The sequence below is a fragment of the Paraferrimonas haliotis genome (assembly GCF_002282895.1).
GTDB classification, from domain to species: domain Bacteria; phylum Pseudomonadota; class Gammaproteobacteria; order Enterobacterales; family Shewanellaceae; genus Paraferrimonas; species Paraferrimonas haliotis.
In genome coordinates this window covers 463,930-481,303 of sequence record NZ_NRRB01000003.1, presented here as the reverse complement: position 1 = coordinate 481,303, position 17,374 = coordinate 463,930, and the positions used below count along the sequence as shown (strand labels likewise).

Sequence of the window (17,374 nt, the reverse complement as noted above, 5' to 3'; positions counted from 1 at the left end):
TCATGTGGGAAATCTATTCCATCGGGGATTCGGCTTTTTTAGAGCAGGTCCTGAACGCTGTCGCGATGATCACTGGTACAGGAGATTTTACTTCAATGGTTCGCATTGGCTTGCTCATTGGGGTATTGATGGTCTCTGTTCAGGCCTTAATGCAAGGTGGTCGTGGGATTAACTTTCAACATGTTTTAGTCTCATGGCTAGTCTTTGCAACCATGTTTGGGCCCAGTACCCGAGTGAGCATTGAGGATGCGTACACGGGACAAGTTCGAGTGGTTGATAATGTGCCCATCGGTGTTGCAGCCGCAGGCAGTACGATTTCGACTGTTGGCTTTCAAATCACGCGATTGTTTGAAACGGCGTTCTCAACCCCCGCCATGACGGAATACGGCTTTGCATCCAGTTTACAGTCACTGATTAAAGTGAGAAAACAGGTGATGGATCGCTCTGGGTTGGGTGATGCAAATCGTGTCGGTGGCTCAGATATCGAGCAATCGTGGTTTAACTACATCAAAGAATGCACCTTGATTGGCATCGACATCGGCCAAAAGAACCTAGATCAGGTGCTGAGTGATCCTAACCCGATGACTGCGATTAGGTTTGATTCGCGCATATATGGCACACGCATCATGCTCAGTGGTAGCAGTAGCGATCTGGACTGCACCGATGCCTATAGCCAACTGAAACTCATGACAGAATCAACCTTCATTCCAAGGCTTAAACAGGTTTTGTCAGCCTCATTGGGGACTTCGTCAGCAACGGATACTGATGACGTGATCCGAAATGCACTGAATAATCTTGGTTTGGCCTCGGTTAACACCCAAGAGTACATGACCTCGTCGGTGCTTTTGCCTATTTATGAGCAAAGCGTGACGGGCAAGTATATGGATGATCAAGCTTTCACCGCTGCCGTGATGGTTAACCAAGCGATTGAGCAGCGCAATACGCAATGGGCGGCGGAGCAGACCCTGTTCCAAAGTATCGTTCGTCCGATGATGACGTTTTTTGAGGGGTTCATTTACGCCATCACCCCTTTGATGGCCTTTGTGATAGCCCTTGGCCAAATCGGGATGCGAATGGCCGGGAAGTACTTGTTAATCCTGCTTTGGATTCAACTTTGGATGCCTGTCATGGCCATCATTAACCTGTATATTCATTTAACCGTTGCTGGGAAAATGTCGTCGCTTGATGCCTTTGCAGGTACAGAAGTGCCATCTTTTGCTGGGATGATGCAGATGGATTCAGTGCTGCAAACCTGGATAGCTACTGGCGGCATGTTGGCGTCGAGTGTTCCGGCGATTTCGCTCATGCTCGTGTATGGCTCAGCAATAACCGCTACCCACTTGGCTGGACGTCTTCAAAACGGTGATGCCATTGATGAAAAGATGGCAAGTCCAGATGTCGCGAAAAATGCCCCGGTAATGCAATCACAGTCAATGTTCCAAAATTCAGCCCTCACTGGTTCTGCTATGACCGGCGCGTCAAACCTACTAAGCAGTTTCTCTGTCGGAAACGCAGTGGGTTCAATGGTCGGCTCTGCAAAAGAATCCATGACTCAGGCAACTCAAGCCTTTAGTCGTCAGGTTGGCAATACCATGAGTCGAACCTTTGGTGAAAAGCTAAGTTACGACAACCTTTCTTCGGTTGGACGTCAGATCGGCTCATCTAACTCAGCATCTAGCGCCGTTGTTAATCAGGTTACTGATGACCTGCAAACTCGGTATGGTTTTGGCGACGATAAAAAAGATGCTGTACGTGGCTTGGTATCTGGCGTGTTATCGGGAGGCTTAAGGGTCGGTGGCGATGGAACCATTACAAATCCCGGTGAGAAAGAAGTTGCTGACAAGGGTTTTCTTGGAAGGCTTCTTGGTACTGGCGGCAATGATTCTCCACAGGGCAACTTGCCAGGAGTGGATAAGCCAGACTCATCTCGTGTACCAAAACTATCAAGGGTACGAGCAGGCTTGGATTTAGGTGGTAACTTTAGTGGCCAAGTTGAGTCATCAGAGGGCAGTTCTCGATCTACGACCGCAAATACGCTCACTGGGGAGATGCAAAGCTTGGCATCAAGTGATTCACGACGTGCTGAGTTTCGCGATGCGATGGTTAAGGACCTTTCAGATTCAAGACGCTCTGGCGTTGAGATGTCGTTGTCTAATCAAGACTATCATTCACTTCAGAGTTCAGCACAAGACGTTATCACGGCATCAAACCGCTTTAGTGAGCTTGATCAGGCCAGCTACAGTCTATCAGGACAAAGGAACACGGATGGTGCGACGTTAACTCGATTAGCAGCGGATAATCCTGAAGTCATGGATTATTTAGGTCGCTATATGAACCAGCATGTTGAAGCAGGTAACCGATTACGTGAAAACCTTCCAATGTATCAGCGCTTGCTACCTGATGATAATCAGGCGTATGTGGCCGCAGCTATGGAGTCTTTAACCTATAGCAACTCCTCGACGCCCGCTGAACGAGACAATGACTATCAAGCAGCAATGACTGTTATGGCCATGGCTACCGGAGCCGATTTACGATCTATTCAGCCACGCTCTAATGAAGGCTTGTCATCAACTGCACCTACTTTTGGTGGCACTCAAAGCCAAGTTGAATCCGGTGTTCTGGGAGGCTATGAGGATGCTGCAACAGTTCAAACGCAGTTCAATTCGGCTCAATCTGCTTACCAAACCAATCTTTCTGGTGTAGATGGACAGCTGAATGCGCATCAGCAACAAGCCCAGCAGGCCGTAGCTTCTGACACAAGTACCTATCAATCTGGACTAAACAGTGAAGCTGGCTCTCAGTGGCGATCTCGCATTATGGCTGATGATAGCGGAGTCTCTGGTGCTGAAATGTTCTTCAACAGCGCCAGGGCTATTGGTGATTTCAGTGGCAAGCATACTGATGCAGCACTGCATACCTTGAATCATTTTGGCGAAGACTATGAGAGTTACAAGGAGCAAGCCCTTGCAGAACCTGGCTCACGAGGTTTCTTGCACAATGCAACGGTGGCCAGCAAATCAACATGGGATGGGTTAAAAGCAGCCGTTGACGCCGGAACCTCTTTGGAAAATCCTTTGACGGCGTTTAATGATGCATACAGTGGATCGAGTTCGCAGTATGCCTCCGAAGTTAACTGGGGCACTAAGTCTGAAGCCATGTTGGCTGGGGCATTCGGTGCGGCAGTTAACAATCGATACGGTGAGTTCTTAGAACAGTACGCCGATGATTTTAAACAGGAAGCATACAGCGAAGGGCAGAGAATGGGATTGACCCCGATTCAAAGTCAAGTGTTCGCTCAAGCTTTCAATGAAGGTTTGGCGGGGCGCGTATTCAACTCTGAAGACTCATCGAGTTGGTCGCCTGAAATGCTAGGTCTAAGGGAGCAAATGCTAAATGAGTATCGTCAAAAGGATGAGAGTGGCGCTTACATTCCTGACAGTGTGTCCGAAGAAGATAAAGCATTTGTGGATAAGCAGATAGCGGTGATCTCAAATGCATCCCTTGCGGGAGATTATGCTCAGAACAACTTGATTGATATTAGGGCCTATAACCAGGCATCAGGAAGGAACTGAAAATAGAAGGTAGCCAGCTTGTGGTTGGCTGGCTATTTTTTTGGCTTTTTGGGATACCTTGGATAAAAGCCATCAAAAAACGAATGGAGCTTATACCAATACCATTTTTCTTCAATGCTCAAAGTTCTACCCGAATCTTTAACTTGGTTACTCAAGAATCTAATTCCAGTACAAATAGCTAAGAAAAAGAGTCCCAAACCAACAATTGTCCAACTCGCTTGCCAATATGCGATTGCTACAAGCATAGTGATTATGGCTATAAGTCCGATGGGATTACAGGTCGCTTTGAATCCCAAGTAGCTGAAAAAAAAGACGGTGCAGAACAGAAATGGCAAAGCCGCTAACTTGGCAGATGTCGTTAATATTTCTGATGGAAAAAAATGAGCCGCAGCCAAAGTCGCCAGAAAAAGCCCCAGTGATATAAACCAGCAGCGTGCTGGTAAAGATTTAAGTAAGTTTGTCATCTTCTTAGTACTCTCAAAGTGCACGGGCGGTGCACAATCAAATCATGCATCAGCATGTTAGTTCTCAAAAAGTGCTCTAGTGGTTTGCTCGGCCATAATCTCACACACAGGGCATTTAAGCTGAATGCGCTGTTGTGATACCGTCAAATACAGACTGCCGCATCGACACCGGTGTAAGGATGCAAGCTGTGATCTTAAATCACGAGCTAGAACCCAACCTTCATTGATGGTTAGTTTTTTCCAGGGGATCTCAGCTGGAAGATCTGCTTCTTCTCTTGCAACCAAGTACGCATCGTAAGCCTTCATCAAAGCATCGATATTTAATTGCTTGTAGACATTATCACCACCAATATTGACATAAAGCGCCATCAGCAGAGAGCCTTCAACTAATGCTCTTCTGCTTTTAACGATGGCATCAGATTCTGGCAATTGACCAGGACAAGGTGACTTGCCGGTCACTTCTTTGTGGAGCCTTCTGATAATGTGGATTGGCAAACCTGTATCGAGCGCGATAATGGTTGTTCTAAATCCGTATTTAATAAGCAGCGAGGCTCGGGTAAACAGCTCACTTTTGGACAGGTTATCAATCATGCATCCCCCTTGTTGTTTAGGGTTGATAATAAATAAGCGATTCTTGGGATACCTGTGCCTTTGCTCTTCACCATCTCAATCAGTTGGCTTTGGTTACCCCTTGGTTGAAACAGCATGAATGATGAAGTCGCCACTCGTTGCAGGTCGTCAACACCAGCATTAATCAGTGCATCCACCACGTCGCGTGTAAGTCCAAAGCGCAAGACCGCCTCTTGCGGATCAATTCGCGCTAATTCTCGTGCTGCGTGTAGGTACGCCAAATTTAATTGATAGAAGTCTTGTTGATTGGTTGTCATTGACGGACCTCCAGTTCATGTAAAATATTGCGATAGATAGAAAGCACTCTTTGCCCATACCAGCGTGCACGCTCTTCGTTCCAGCTGTGATAGCGGCCTATGCCAAGCTCTAAATCGTTTGGTGAAGACTTGATTGCTTCGGCCAAAATACTGGAGCCGACAGTTAGGTTGGTGATGGGGTCTAGCAGTTCTGCTGCTGAACTCACCCGATGTCCGTGCCAATGCAAATTGATTTGCATTAGGCCAATATCGAGCTGGTATTTTTCACTCTCTTGCAGTGCTTGGTTTAACAGTTGCTCTGCTTCTGTCTTAGATTTGGCGTAGGTTGCATTTGAACCATTGCGAATTGCGTATGGCCATGGGCTGGTCATGTTGAGACCACGATGTGAGGCGGACTCAGCCAAGGCAACGGCGTAGAGCATGACTGGATCAATACCAACGCTTTGTGCTGCTTTTTCCCACTGATAGCCCGGAAAAGCATAGACTGAAGTGCTTGCGGACATGGCTATCGCTAGGGCAATGGTTTTTGCTTTAATCGTTTTCATTTTTGTCCTCTAATTGATTTCCGAGAAGCGCCTGAATGGCTTTCGGGCTTATTCTTTTTAAAGGCACTGCGCTAAAGTCGGCGATGCCTCTCGTATAAACTTGTGCCGCTTTTGACCAGTCGCCCACGGCAACAGGCGCTTGCATATCAAATCCTTTTTGCTGGTTCTGATGGTCTGCAATACCCTGTAATAGCCTTGGGTATTCACCCACTTCGTCCCGCAGCAAGTAAGCCTGGTAGCGTGTTAAAAACTCTTTTTGCTTAAAGGGGTATTCCCTGTCATCTACCTTGCAGAGTTCAACCCATCCCCCCATGTCTGAAATAACGCGGTGAATAAGCGCATCGTCAAACATCACGGATGTCCAAGCGCCAACCTGACGAACAGCCTTGTCAACTTTGTTCCAAGCAACCATGGCTCTTGAACCCGAGTTGCCATCGATATGCTTGATGACGTCAGCGGGCTTTGGAAAAAATTGCCCAGTATCCGGTGATTGAATATGCCGAGTCAGACCGATTCGCACTTCTTCAATGCTATAAGCACGAAGGGCTTCAAATGCGATGGATAGCAATTGTGGTGATACGCTTTTGCCATACATGGCCCAAGCTGCTCCCCAAACTTCAGCAAACTCGCGTTTATCAACCTCCTGCACTTGAACGAACCTCCCGAATACCTGGTCCGGCCCAGCTTTCAGCAATGCGGCGATTGCTTTCTTCAATGTTCAATTGGTGATTGCTGCCCTTTAGGCTCGTCGATGATTGCTGTACTTCATCAATGCGAACGTACTCGTCTTCCCATTGCCGGTTTAAAAGCCAGTTATGTGGCATAGGGGTCTTAGTCCGATCTTGATACTGCAATCGGTTGTCTCGTTGCTCTTTCCAGCGTGTTAGCACTTCCAAGGCGAGTTCATGGTCTTCATTGAGGCCCATGCGAAGCCATTCTTCTTTGGCTTTCGCTTTTTTTTCTTTGCGTATTTGTACATCCCAGAAGTCTTCAAACTGTATGTGGCCAACAGTTTTAATTGTTGGTTTATTGCTTCTCTCAGAGTCATCCGACCGTTGAGAGTCCCTTACCGGGTTGCCATCAGGCATAAACAATGATGAAAATTCTTCTGGTAGCCGAGCTTGAAAAGCGGCAAGAGATTTCAAAAGCGATGCCATACCAACGAAGTCGGCAGGTACATCTTTAAGCAACCGAAAGGCGGCCTTACCTTGGTTCGGGTTTTCGATTGGGTTGTGCTTCAGAAAGCTCCGAATCAAAGTCCAACCGGATTCCTCGCAACGAATGAGGAAATGATCTTGTTCTAACTCATTTAGAGCCTTGGCAACCTGTTGCTCATCCCAGTTCAAGTCAGAAGCAACGTAACCAATCGGCAATCGAAAGCAGCCAAGCAAATTACAATGTGGGCATGTAAGCAAATACAGTCCTAGCAACTTCGCTGAGTCACTCCAGGACAAAACGTTTTGCTTTAGCCAAAAGCGGGTATAGACCTTGCCATAATCACGCATGGAGGAACTCGCTTTTGTGTTTACGTAAAATGCTGACCATTATTTGCCCTTAATCCTACTGGTTACTGGCTTTCAGCTCGCTTGGGCATTCGGGATAGATGTCCGGTCTTAACTGGGATCGGGTTACCTGTCCTTGCGTAGCTTGTTCGATGGGTAAAACGAATTCAGCGGGAACACGCCCTGATTTATTCAACCAAAACCAGACGTTTTGCTGTTTTGAGTTGATGGCTCGTGCTAATGCTGATTGCCCGCCGACCAAGTCAATGGCACGGCGGAGATGTTTTTGTGTCGTGTTGAACACTTCCATACCGTCTCCTGTTACAATAATAACTGTTACAAGATTGAATGTTACAGTTTAAACTGTAGTTAAGTCAGCAGTTAAAATTGTTGAAAGGCTACAGTTTTATTTGTAGAATACGGGCTTATGAAAACTTTATCCGAACGACTAAACCATGCCTTGCAGCTTACTGGGGTGACTCAGTCTGAGTTGGCTCGTCGCATTGGTATCAAACAGCAGTCGATCAGCCAGATTTGCTCTGGTAAATCGGCTAGGTCTCGTTACACCATGCAGATCGCGGAGGCGCTTCGCGTGAATGCTCATTGGCTCGCCACAGGTGATGGCGAGATTGGCTTGGGGGTCGGTAATGTAGAAGTCGGGCCTGATATTAAGGGAAGAATTCCTCTCATTAACTGGGTTCAGGCCGGTGATTGGACTGAAATAGCGGAGGGATTTGCCCATGAAGATGCTGAGGAGTGGCGTGAAGTCACTGGGAAAGCACATGAGGGTTGTTTCGCACTTCGCGTAAAAGGCGACAGTATGGAAAATCCAAGCGGAAAAAAATCCATACCTGAGGGAGCAGTGATCGTTGTTGATCCTGAGTTACCTTACTCTTCAGGTTCATTGGTTGTTGCGCGTTTGGATGATTCGAAAGAAGCAACCTTTAAGCAGTTGGTTATTGATGGTGAACAGAAGTATCTAAAACCTTTGAACCCGCAATACCCGGCAATACCGATCAACGGCAACTGCACCATCATCGGTGTAGTACGACAAGCTATCATCGATTTCTGGTAGCGAAGGAATTTGTGGTTTAGCCACAGTTGTTCATGAGCTGAAGAAGCAACGATTGCAAACAGCTACAACTGAGCATTGGCGCACGCTGAGAGTAAATGGTAACCGATTAGATAACCATTGATTGTTTATAAAGTCAAGATCAGCGAAAATAGCGGCCAATTACGATTAACACGACGGATTTGACAAGCGAAGAACTGAAAAGAGAGTACTTCCAAAAGTGTGTACAAATCCGTGTACAAACTAAAAGAATTTATACATGGCAAACCAAGATTTTCTTAATGAAATCAATAAGCGAAGGACCTTTGCTATCATCTCTCACCCGGATGCGGGTAAAACCACGATTACTGAAAAAGTGTTGTTGTTTGGCCAAGCCATCCAAAGCGCTGGTACGGTTAAAGGTCGTGGTTCAGGTCAGCATGCTAAGTCGGATTGGATGGAAATGGAGAAGGATCGTGGTATCTCCATTACCACCTCTGTGATGCAGTTTCCCTTTGCTGGATGCTTAGTGAACTTACTGGATACCCCAGGTCACGAAGATTTCTCGGAAGATACTTATCGTACCTTAACCGCCGTAGACAGTTGTCTAATGGTGATTGATGCTGCTAAAGGTGTGGAAGATCGCACCCGTAAGTTGATGGAAGTTACCCGTCTGCGCGACACCCCAATTGTTACCTTTATGAATAAGCTCGATCGGGACATTCGCGATCCAATGGAGTTGCTTGACGAAGTAGAAAGTGAGCTAAACATTGCTTGTGCGCCGATTACTTGGCCTATTGGTTGCGGCAAAGAGTTTAAAGGCGTGTACCACTTGTTGCGCGACGAAACCATTCTTTATTCCACCGGCCAAGGACATACCATTCAAGAAGTGCGTACCGTCAAAGGGCTGGATAACCCAGAGCTCGATGCGCAAATTGGTGATGAGCTGGCGGAGCTGTTGCGAGAAGAGTTGGAGCTGGTGGTGGGTGCATCCCACGAATTTGAGCAAGAGGCGTTTTTAGCGGGTGAGTTAACGCCTGTGTACTTTGGTACTGCCCTTGGTAACTTTGGCGTTGACCACATGTTAGAAGGTCTAACAGAATGGGCGCCTAAGCCCCAGCCTCGAGCCACAGAAGAGCGCGACGTGATGGCTCAAGAAGAGAAGTTCTCAGGGTTTGTGTTTAAGATCCAGGCTAATATGGATCCAAAGCACCGTGACCGAGTTGCGTTTTTGCGCATCGTTTCTGGAAAGTATGAAAAAGGCATGAAAATGCGTCAGGTTCGTACTGGTAAAGATGTCCGAATTTCTGATGCGCTCACCTTTGTTGCCGGCGACCGTGAGCATGTGGAAGAAGCTTATCCGGGTGATATTATCGGTTTACATAACCACGGCAGCATTCAAATTGGCGATACCTTTACTCAAGGTGACAGCTTTAAATTTGGTGGCATTCCAAACTTTGCCCCTGAAATGTTCCGTCGGATTCGATTAAAAGATCCATTGAAGCAAAAACAATTACTAAAAGGCTTAATTCAACTTTCGGAAGAAGGTGCGGTGCAAGTCTTTAGGCCACTCATTAACAATGACTTGATTGTTGGCGCTGTGGGTGTGCTGCAGTTTGATGTGGTGGTGCAACGGCTTAAATCTGAGTATAAAGTAGAAGCCATTTACGAGCCTATTAGCGTAGCAACCGCCCGCTGGGTATCTTGTGATGATCCTAAAAAGTTACAGGAATTTGAGCGTAAAGCGAATGCTAACCTAGCGCTCGATGGTGGGGATAACTTGAGCTATATTGCGCCAACCATGGTTAACTTGAATTTGGCCATAGAGCGCTATCCAGACGTTGAGTTTTTCAAAACGCGTGAGCATTAACCAAGCTCACTAGAGGAGCAGCAATGAATCCAATCAAGAAAGCATGGCGAGCCTACATTCGCTGGTGTGACAATATGGGATTAACGCGAGAGGCGAAACGTTGCTGCATGCCTAACTTACAAGATCCACCGCTAAAGCGTCGCTCTGATAAGTCGACGAGTGACCGTGTTTGATAGTCACTGTCATCTTGATTTTCTAGCAAACTCTCCAGTCAATTTGGACGCAGCGGTGGCGGCCTATCGCGAGCGCTGCGATTACCACAGTGCTCAGCATGATCACTCGTCTTCTATGCTGTTAATTCCTGGGGTTGCGCCCGAGCAATGGCCAATTGCTGCTGCGTTAGCGGCTAGGCTAAATTGCTGTTACAGCGTTGGCCTTCACCCATGGTGGTTAGATGTTGCTCCTAAAAAGCGCCAGTCTCAGATGCTGGCGTTTAGACACTGGCTCGACGAACACAGTCAAGACAAGCTGTGCCGTGCCGTGGGCGAATGTGGGCTTGATGGCACCCGCAAGATCGCTCTTTCTGAACAGTTACCTGTGTTAGAGCAGCAACTACTAGCCGCACAAGAGAGCCGTTTAGCGGTGGTGCTTCATTGTGTGAAAGCCCATGCACAACTTCAGTCTCAACTTAAATCCTTGTCGGTACCTTGGGTGATTCACGGCTTCTACGGTTCGCTGCAGTTGGCGGAACAATATCTATCATTATCAACACAGTCTTATCTTGGAATTGGCACTATGCTGTTACGCTCGGGAAATAATAAGCTTGAGCGGGTGGTGCAAGATATACCGCTATCAAGGCTTGTGTTGGAAACCGATGAGCCGCGAGCCGTAAAAGGCGAGTTGAACATTCCTTGGTATAAAGCTCAATGGGCCGTGGCACAGCGTGTCGCTGACCTTAAACAATGCCCTATAACGGATGTTATTAAACAGAGTAATTGTAACGCTGAACTGTTATTTGCCCGACTAATTTAGTGATCTTGTAGCCAAATTGACAATCTGCTCAGTTTTTTAACATTTGGTTGGGTATAATCCATCGCAATTTTGTAAATACGCGGTCGCGTGCTGCGGGTTAAATTTAAAAAGGTTAAATGCATGACTATCATCATGAGTATTGTTGGCATGGCTGTGCTGCTTGGTATCGCCGTATTAATGTCGTCCGATCGCAAAGCAATTAATAAGCGCACGGTCGGTGGTGCTTTTGCTATTCAGTTGGCCTTAGGTGCTTTTGTTTTGTACGTACCTTTCGGTAAAGACCTGCTGTATTCAGTATCCCAGGCGGTCTATAAGGTCATTACGTACGCTAATGATGGTATCGGTTTCTTGTTTGGTGATTTGGCCCAATTTAAGGTCGGATTTATCTTCGCCATTAATGTGTTACCTGTAATTATCTTTTTCTCTAGCTTGATTGCGGTGCTGTATTACATTGGCGTGATGCAGTGGATCATTAAGATCATTGGTGGTGGTTTACAACGTGCTTTGGGAACAAGTCGCACCGAATCGCTATCCGCAACTGCGAACATTTTTGTGGGGCAAACAGAAGCGCCTATGGTGGTTCGTCCTTATATTGCCAACATGACTCAGTCAGAACTGTTCGCCATTATGGTGGGGGGCTTAGCTTCGGTAGCAGGCTCTGTATTGGCAGGTTACGCGGGCTTAGGCGTGAAGCTTGAGTACTTGATTGCGGCGAGCTTTATGGCGGCGCCTGGCGGATTATTGATGGCTAAAATCATGCAGCCTGAAACCGAACAGCCAGCCACGATTCTAGATACCGACGATGTTGAAGAAGATAAGCCAGCAAACATTTTGGATGCCGCCGCAACCGGTGCTTCTGCAGGTTTGCATTTGGCATTAAACGTGGGAGCCATGTTACTGGCGTTTATTGGTTTGATAGCGCTAATCAACGGCATGTTAGGCGGTATCGGTGCTTGGTTTGGCTATGAAAACTTATCCTTAGAGCTGATTTTCGGTTACGTATTCGCGCCACTGGCATTCTTAATTGGTGTGCCGTGGAACGAAGCAACGGTTGCAGGCTCCTTTATTGGCCAGAAAATCATTGTTAACGAATTCGTGGCCTACTCAAACTTCAAAATGTACCTTGATGGCGCGATTGTTGAGGCAACTGGGCAAGTGATGACTGAGCACACCAAAGCCATTATTTCTTTCGCCTTGTGTGGATTCGCTAACTTGTCTTCAATCGCCATTCTACTGGGTGGTCTGGGACAAATGGCGCCGAGTCGCCGTCATGATTTAGCTCGCTTTGGTATTCGAGCGGTCATTGCGGGCTCACTGGCTAACTTAATGAGTGCTACCATCGCCGGCCTGTTCCTATCGTTGGCGGCGTAATCAACAGGCATTAACTAACCGCTGTTAAGTCTGTCGTTCGTTAAAGGCAAAGCGCATTCGCTTTGCCTTTTTTATTGGGCAACTTTTATCGCCAGCGTTTCTTGATTAACGATACGACAGAGATACGGCTGTGACGCAAAATCACACATAGGTTTTATTTTAACCTGTTAAAATTATTAGCGTCTTGCTATCATGCGGCTTGGCCTTCGAGGTCAAACCGATTAGCGGTAAAATGGAATTTTCGCGAAAGGATCAGGGTCGTGTCCCTTCTTTTCCAGTCTTCACGGAATCAAGTCCCAATGTGAGCGGATGGTCTTTATAAATAGGCTATCCTTTTTGCTGTGCGTATTTTTCTTTAAAGTCAGCCGGAGAACACAATGACTGAACTTAAGCAAGCGGCGCTAGACGCCCTGCAGATGATGGATCTGACCACTTTAAACGATGACGATACCGACCAAAAAGTCATCGATTTGTGTCATAAAGCCAAGACTGCCGTAGGTAACACAGCGGCGATCTGTATTTATCCACGTTTTATTCCTATCGCTCGCAAAACCCTAGCGGCCATGGGTGCCCAAAAGGTACAAATTGCGACGGTTACTAATTTCCCCCACGGTAATGATGATATTGACATTGCGGTTGCTGAAACTCGCGCAGCGGTAGCTTATGGCGCTGACGAAGTGGATGTGGTTTTCCCTTATCGCGCGCTTATGGCGGGTAATGCTGAGGTGGGTTTCGAACTGGTCAAAGCCTGTAAGCAAGCTTGCGGTGATGTGTTGCTGAAAGTCATTATTGAAACTGGCGAATTAAAAACCCCAGAGCTTATTCGTCAAGCTTCAGAAATCGCCATCGATGCCGGTGCCGACTTCATTAAAACCTCCACCGGAAAAGTACCGGTAAACGCGACCATTGAAGCGGCCGAAATCATGATGACCGTAATCAGCGAGAAAAATCCAAAACTCGGATTTAAACCTGCTGGTGGGGTGCGCGATGCTGAGCAAGCCAAACAGTATCTCGATTTAGCGGCGTCTATTTTAGGCAAAGATTGGGTTAATAAAAACCACTTCCGCTTTGGCGCTTCAAGCCTGCTTGCCAGCCTATTGCATACCTTAGGTGAAGGTGAGTCACCAGCATCAACTAGCGGCTACTAACATGTTATTGGCTCAAGAGATCATTGCCAAAAAGCGTAATAAGCAACCGTTATCGGCGGATGAAATACGTTTTTTCGTTAATGGCATCGCCGATAACACTCTAACGGAAGGGCAAATAGCGGCGTTCGCTATGGCAACCTATTTCAATGACATGACCATGGACGAACGTGTGGCGCTGACCTGCGCCATGCGCGACTCGGGTCGCACCATGAACTGGGACGCGTTTGGCTTTGATGGCCCGGTGCTGGATAAACACAGTACCGGCGGGGTCGGCGACGTGACCAGTCTCATGCTGGGGCCAATGATTGCAGCTTGCGGTGGTTTCGTGCCCATGATTAGCGGGCGCGGTTTGGGGCATACCGGTGGAACGCTCGATAAATTCGATGCCATTCCTGGCTATCAAACCGAACCCAGTAGCGAGCGTTTTGAGCAAGTGGTTAAAGATTGTGGGGTGGCTATCATTGGCCAAACCGCCGACTTAGCGCCCGCAGATAAACGTTTGTACGCCATTCGTGATGTGACCGCCACGGTCGACTCTATTGCGTTGATCACCAGCTCCATTCTCTCTAAGAAACTGGCGGCGGGTCTGCAGTCGTTGGTGATGGATGTTAAAGTGGGCAGTGGCGCGTTTATGCCGACTCATCAAGAATCGGTTAACCTTGCTGAGTCTATTGTAACAGTGGCTAATGGTGCAGGCACGAACACCTCAGCGTTGCTCACGGACATGAATCAACCGCTTGCTTCTTGTGCTGGTAATGCCTTGGAAGTTCGAGAGGCGGTGGCTTACTTAACCAATCAGTATCGGAACCCTCGCTTAGATGAAGTGACCATGGCTTTATGCAGTGAGCTCTTGCAGTTAGGTGGACTGGCCAACGATGACGCACAGGCCATTGATATGCTTGAAGAGAGCATTGAATCAGGCCGTGCAGCGGAGCACTTCGCTAAAATGGTTCACGGCTTAGGTGGCCCAGCCGATCTTATCGATAATCTCGATCGTTACTTACCTGAAGCGCCTATTATCAGGCCGGTATTGGCCAGCGAGTTCGGTATTGTTGGAGCGATGGACACCAAAGCATTAGGGATGGCAGTTGTTGCCCTTGGTGGCGGTCGTAGCCACCCGAAAGACAAGCTAGACTATCGCGTAGGCATCAGTGATTTTTGCCGAATTGGCGACGTTTTATGGGAAGGGGCGCCTATGGCGGTGATTCACGCTAACTCAGAACAGAGTTTTGATGTGGCACAAGCTCGTATTCGCGCTGCTATTAAGATTGTTGAGGATGCACCCGCGGCACAGCAGCAAGTTTTGGATACCATCCGAGGCTAATGCAAGATAGACATTAGGAGATTAAGGTAAACACTATGAAACGAACAATCATCTTAATGATGGACTCCTTTGGAATTGGCGCAACGGATGATGCCGCTGCGTTTGGCGATAGCGGTGCCAATACCTTTGGCAGCATCGCGAAAGCGTGTTTTGACGACCAAGCCAATCAGCAGCGCCAAGGTGCTTTAAAGCTGCCTAACTTAGCAAAGCTAGGCTTGGCGAACGCAGCCTATGAAAGCACAGGTAGTTGGCCTGCTGGTTTTAGCGAAGAGCTAGAGCCAAGCGGCGCCTATGGCCATGCAAAAGAGTTGAGCTCTGGTAAAGATACCCCCAGCGGACACTGGGAAATGGCCGGTGTGCCGGTGCTGTTTGAATGGGGCTACTTTGAGAAAAAGCAAAACTCATTCCCCAAAGAGCTTACCGACAAAATACTGTCTAGAGCCGGCTTAGATGGCTTCTTAGGCAACTGCCACTCGTCCGGTACCGTGATTCTTGAAGCCCTCGGTGAAGAGCACATGAAAACCGGTCAGCCAATTTTTTACACGTCCGCGGATTCAGTTTTTCAGATAGCGGCCCATGAGCAAACCTTTGGTTTAGAGCGACTGTATGAGCTGTGCGCTATTGCCCGAGAGGAGCTTGCGCCTTATAACATTGGCCGGGTCATTGCGCGACCTTTTATCGGTAATGATAAGAGTGACTTTGCGCGCACTGGCAATCGTAAAGATTTGGCCATTGAGCCTCCTGCACCTACGGTGTTGGATAAGCTTAAAGCCGCCGGTGGAGAGGTAATTAGTGTTGGTAAAATATCTGACATTTATGCTCACTGTGGCATTACTAAAGCGGTCAAAGCCAATGGTTTAGAAGCCTTGGTTGACACCACCATAGAGCAAGTTAAACAAGCGGGCGATCGCAGCATTGTCTTCACTAATTTCGTGGACTTTGACTCTCATTACGGGCATCGCCGCGATGTCGCAGGCTATGCGGCGGCTTTAGAGTACTTCGATAGCCGTCTACCGGAGATATTAGCGCTGCTTGGTAAGGACGATTTACTGATTATTACCGCGGATCACGGTTGCGATCCAACCTTTCCGGGAACCGACCATACTCGTGAGCACGTGCCTGTTATTTGCTCAGGTGCCGGTTTAAAAGCGGGCTCGCTAGGACGTCGCGACAGTTTTGCTGATATGGGACAGTCCATCGCTAAACATTTTGATTTGGAGCCGATGCAATACGGCACCGCATTTATTGATTAAAGGAAATAGATATTATGGCAACACCACACATTAACGCCGTTGATGGCGCTTTTGCTGAAACCGTTTTGTTCCCAGGCGACCCGTTGCGCGCTAAGTTCATTGCTGAAACCTTCTTAGAGAATGTTGAGCAAGTAACGGATGTTCGCAACATGTTGGGCTTTACCGGTACCTATAAAGGGGTTCGAGTATCGGTTATGGGCTCTGGAATGGGGATCCCGTCTTGTTCTATCTACGCTAAGGAGCTAATAACCGAATACGGTGTTAAAAACTTGATTCGCGTAGGAAGCTGCGGCGCAGTGAGCTTAGATGTGAAAGTACGCGATGTATTAATTGGGATGGGTGCCTGTACCGACTCCATTGTTAACCGTACCCGTTTTAATGGACACGACTTTGCCGCAATTGCCGATTACGGCTTATTGCGAGCGGTAGCTGACTCGGCAGAAGCGAGCAATCTGCCCGTGCGCATTGGTAACCTGTATTCCGCCGATTTGTTCTATACGCCAAACCCTGAAATGTTTGATGTTATGGAAAAAATGGGTGTGCTTGGGGTTGAAATGGAAGCCGCTGGTTTGTACGGCGTTGCTGCGGAATACGGCGCTAATGCGCTGACTGTTGTTACTGTTTCTGATCACATTCGTACCGGTGAGGAAACCACCGCAGAAGAGCGTCAGAATACCTTTAACGACATGATAGAAATTACCTTAGACGCTGTGACTAAGTTATAACGCAGCAGCTCAGTTAAAAAAGGCGACCCAACGGTCGCCTTTTTTAGTTCTTTAATTGTGCTTTAAATCGTTTGAAACTCAGCATTCGCGCTAACACGAACCCGATTAAGGCCGCGATGACTAATGCATAGGGTATTAACCGAGTTTGAGCCTGGTAGGCGGCGTTTAGGTGCTGGCTGTAATGGTTTGCGTCAATGCGCATGCGAACATAACCCACATCGCCATCATTGATGTGGCGCACCGGCTCAATAAAAGGGACGTGTTGTTCCAGCTGTTGTTGCAGCAGTTGCTGTAATTGATATTCATCAGAGATTTGCGGAAGATCAAAGCGATGCTCAAAAGCAACTTGCTTTCCCGCTTTATTAAATACGGTGATGGCTAAAACCCCAGGGCTTTGCATCATGGCTTGGCTTTGCAGCTCCACTTGCAAATAGTCTTCTAACGCCAACGCAGACGACAAAGATAGGGCATTTTGCTGAATGTGAAGTCGCGACATTTCTTCAGCTTGTTGGCTCAGCAATTGATGACCTTGTGCCACACTTTGTTGCCACAATTTAGTTAACCCAATGCACATAAGGCCCACTAGGACTAACTGGAAAATTCTATGGAACGTGGTTCGGTGAATAATTGATATCACAGGCTTGCTTCATTCTCTGTTTTTTAATCGAGCAATCCCTATAATAGAGAAAA

Annotated in this window: 18 protein-coding genes; 10 read left to right on the top strand and 8 right to left on the bottom strand. The window is 47.5% G+C overall.

Going from position 1 to position 17,374, the window contains the following annotated elements:
* Positions 1–2: 2 nt before the first annotated feature.
* The gene (locus CLC91_RS08810) at positions 3–3,572 is read left to right on the top strand and encodes a conjugal transfer protein TraG N-terminal domain-containing protein (RefSeq protein WP_095498550.1); all 3,570 of its coding nucleotides are present in this window, start codon (positions 3–5) and stop codon (positions 3,570–3,572) included.
* 32 nt (positions 3,573–3,604) lie between these two features.
* On the opposite strand, the gene eexS is transcribed toward CLC91_RS08810, so the two are convergent.
* The 7 genes from eexS to CLC91_RS08775 are packed head-to-tail and all read right to left on the bottom strand — an operon-like array spanning position 3,605 to position 7,280.
* Positions 3,605–4,036, bottom strand: coding sequence for an entry exclusion protein EexS (gene eexS, locus CLC91_RS08805; RefSeq protein WP_087504542.1), 432 nt, complete (start codon positions 4,034–4,036; stop codon positions 3,605–3,607).
* A gap of 57 nt (positions 4,037–4,093) precedes the next feature.
* Positions 4,094–4,627, bottom strand: coding sequence for a FlhC family transcriptional regulator (locus CLC91_RS08800; RefSeq protein WP_000566753.1), 534 nt, complete (start codon positions 4,625–4,627; stop codon positions 4,094–4,096).
* Entirely contained in the window at positions 4,624–4,923 is a 300-nt protein-coding gene (locus CLC91_RS08795; protein ID WP_000210563.1) for a flagellar transcriptional regulator FlhD, read from the bottom strand. The genes CLC91_RS08800 and CLC91_RS08795 overlap by 4 nt, the downstream gene beginning before the upstream one ends.
* Positions 4,920–5,468: a lytic transglycosylase domain-containing protein gene (locus tag CLC91_RS08790; protein ID WP_087504543.1), complete on the bottom strand. Its 549-nt coding sequence runs from the start codon at positions 5,466–5,468 to the stop codon at positions 4,920–4,922. The genes CLC91_RS08795 and CLC91_RS08790 overlap by 4 nt, the downstream gene beginning before the upstream one ends.
* Complete coding sequence (locus CLC91_RS08785) at positions 5,455–6,117, bottom strand: DUF6475 domain-containing protein (protein WP_007105460.1); 663 nt, start codon at positions 6,115–6,117, stop codon at positions 5,455–5,457. The genes CLC91_RS08790 and CLC91_RS08785 overlap by 14 nt, the downstream gene beginning before the upstream one ends.
* On the bottom strand, positions 6,104–6,973 hold the full coding sequence (locus CLC91_RS08780; protein ID WP_087504544.1) for a hypothetical protein: 870 nt from the start codon (positions 6,971–6,973) through the stop codon (positions 6,104–6,106). The genes CLC91_RS08785 and CLC91_RS08780 overlap by 14 nt, the downstream gene beginning before the upstream one ends.
* Positions 6,974–7,028: 55 nt before the next feature.
* Positions 7,029–7,280 carry a helix-turn-helix domain-containing protein gene (locus CLC91_RS08775; protein WP_000451746.1) on the bottom strand — a complete coding sequence of 84 codons (252 nt, stop codon included), beginning with the start codon at positions 7,278–7,280 and terminating at the stop codon, positions 7,029–7,031.
* 117 nt (positions 7,281–7,397) lie between these two features.
* On the opposite strand from CLC91_RS08775, the gene CLC91_RS08770 reads away from it, so the two are divergent.
* The 9 genes from CLC91_RS08770 (at position 7,398) to deoD (ending at position 16,684) form a co-directional block, all read left to right on the top strand.
* A complete protein-coding gene (locus tag CLC91_RS08770; RefSeq protein ID WP_000854920.1) occupies positions 7,398–8,045 on the top strand; it encodes a LexA family protein in 648 nt (215 codons plus the stop codon).
* A gap of 256 nt (positions 8,046–8,301) precedes the next feature.
* Positions 8,302–9,891, top strand: a complete 1,590-nt coding sequence (gene prfC, locus CLC91_RS08765; RefSeq protein WP_095498548.1) for a peptide chain release factor 3 — start codon at positions 8,302–8,304, stop codon at positions 9,889–9,891.
* 23 nt (positions 9,892–9,914) lie between these two features.
* Positions 9,915–10,064, top strand: a complete 150-nt coding sequence (locus tag CLC91_RS14970) for a DUF5363 family protein (RefSeq protein ID WP_095498547.1) — start codon at positions 9,915–9,917, stop codon at positions 10,062–10,064.
* Positions 10,057–10,863 (top strand): TatD family hydrolase, encoded by an 807-nt coding sequence (locus CLC91_RS08755; protein ID WP_158220719.1) that lies wholly within the window; start codon positions 10,057–10,059, stop codon positions 10,861–10,863. The genes CLC91_RS14970 and CLC91_RS08755 overlap by 8 nt, the downstream gene beginning before the upstream one ends.
* A gap of 120 nt (positions 10,864–10,983) precedes the next feature.
* Complete coding sequence (locus CLC91_RS08750) at positions 10,984–12,234, top strand: NupC/NupG family nucleoside CNT transporter (RefSeq protein WP_095498545.1); 1,251 nt, start codon at positions 10,984–10,986, stop codon at positions 12,232–12,234.
* A gap of 377 nt (positions 12,235–12,611) precedes the next feature.
* On the top strand, positions 12,612–13,382 hold the full coding sequence (gene deoC / locus CLC91_RS08745; RefSeq protein ID WP_095498544.1) for a deoxyribose-phosphate aldolase: 771 nt from the start codon (positions 12,612–12,614) through the stop codon (positions 13,380–13,382).
* A 1-nt stretch (position 13,383) separates the two neighbouring features.
* Positions 13,384–14,706, top strand: coding sequence for a thymidine phosphorylase (gene deoA / locus CLC91_RS08740; RefSeq protein ID WP_095498543.1), 1,323 nt, complete (start codon positions 13,384–13,386; stop codon positions 14,704–14,706).
* A gap of 35 nt (positions 14,707–14,741) precedes the next feature.
* Positions 14,742–15,959, top strand: coding sequence for a phosphopentomutase (locus CLC91_RS08735; protein ID WP_095498542.1), 1,218 nt, complete (start codon positions 14,742–14,744; stop codon positions 15,957–15,959).
* Between the two features lie 14 nt (positions 15,960–15,973).
* Positions 15,974–16,684: a purine-nucleoside phosphorylase gene (gene deoD / locus CLC91_RS08730; protein WP_095498541.1), complete on the top strand. Its 711-nt coding sequence runs from the start codon at positions 15,974–15,976 to the stop codon at positions 16,682–16,684.
* A 43-nt stretch (positions 16,685–16,727) separates the two neighbouring features.
* Here deoD and CLC91_RS08725 read toward each other — a convergent pair whose 3' ends face one another.
* A complete protein-coding gene (locus CLC91_RS08725) occupies positions 16,728–17,321 on the bottom strand; it encodes an AhpA/YtjB family protein (protein WP_179287550.1) in 594 nt (197 codons plus the stop codon).
* Between the last annotated feature and the right edge of the window lie 53 nt (positions 17,322–17,374).

Excerpts from the sequence above, each read along its gene's own strand:
- CLC91_RS08810 (WP_095498550.1), top strand. The coding sequence starts at position 3 with ATGTGGGAAATCTATTCCATCGGGGATTCGGCTTTTTTAGAGCAGGTC.
- eexS (WP_087504542.1), bottom strand. The coding sequence starts at position 4,036 with ATGACAAACTTACTTAAATCTTTACCAGCACGCTGCTGGTTTATATCA.
- CLC91_RS08800 (WP_000566753.1), bottom strand. The coding sequence starts at position 4,627 with ATGATTGATAACCTGTCCAAAAGTGAGCTGTTTACCCGAGCCTCGCTG.
- CLC91_RS08795 (WP_000210563.1), bottom strand. The coding sequence starts at position 4,923 with ATGACAACCAATCAACAAGACTTCTATCAATTAAATTTGGCGTACCTA.
- CLC91_RS08790 (WP_087504543.1), bottom strand. The coding sequence starts at position 5,468 with ATGAAAACGATTAAAGCAAAAACCATTGCCCTAGCGATAGCCATGTCC.
- CLC91_RS08780 (WP_087504544.1), bottom strand. The coding sequence starts at position 6,973 with ATGCGTGATTATGGCAAGGTCTATACCCGCTTTTGGCTAAAGCAAAAC.
- CLC91_RS08775 (WP_000451746.1), bottom strand. The coding sequence starts at position 7,280 with ATGGAAGTGTTCAACACGACACAAAAACATCTCCGCCGTGCCATTGAC.
- CLC91_RS08770 (WP_000854920.1), top strand. The coding sequence starts at position 7,398 with ATGAAAACTTTATCCGAACGACTAAACCATGCCTTGCAGCTTACTGGG.
- prfC (WP_095498548.1), top strand. The coding sequence starts at position 8,302 with ATGGCAAACCAAGATTTTCTTAATGAAATCAATAAGCGAAGGACCTTT.
- CLC91_RS14970 (WP_095498547.1), top strand. The coding sequence starts at position 9,915 with ATGAATCCAATCAAGAAAGCATGGCGAGCCTACATTCGCTGGTGTGAC.
- CLC91_RS08750 (WP_095498545.1), top strand. The coding sequence starts at position 10,984 with ATGACTATCATCATGAGTATTGTTGGCATGGCTGTGCTGCTTGGTATC.
- deoC (WP_095498544.1), top strand. The coding sequence starts at position 12,612 with ATGACTGAACTTAAGCAAGCGGCGCTAGACGCCCTGCAGATGATGGAT.
- deoA (WP_095498543.1), top strand. The coding sequence starts at position 13,384 with ATGTTATTGGCTCAAGAGATCATTGCCAAAAAGCGTAATAAGCAACCG.
- CLC91_RS08735 (WP_095498542.1), top strand. The coding sequence starts at position 14,742 with ATGAAACGAACAATCATCTTAATGATGGACTCCTTTGGAATTGGCGCA.
- deoD (WP_095498541.1), top strand. The coding sequence starts at position 15,974 with ATGGCAACACCACACATTAACGCCGTTGATGGCGCTTTTGCTGAAACC.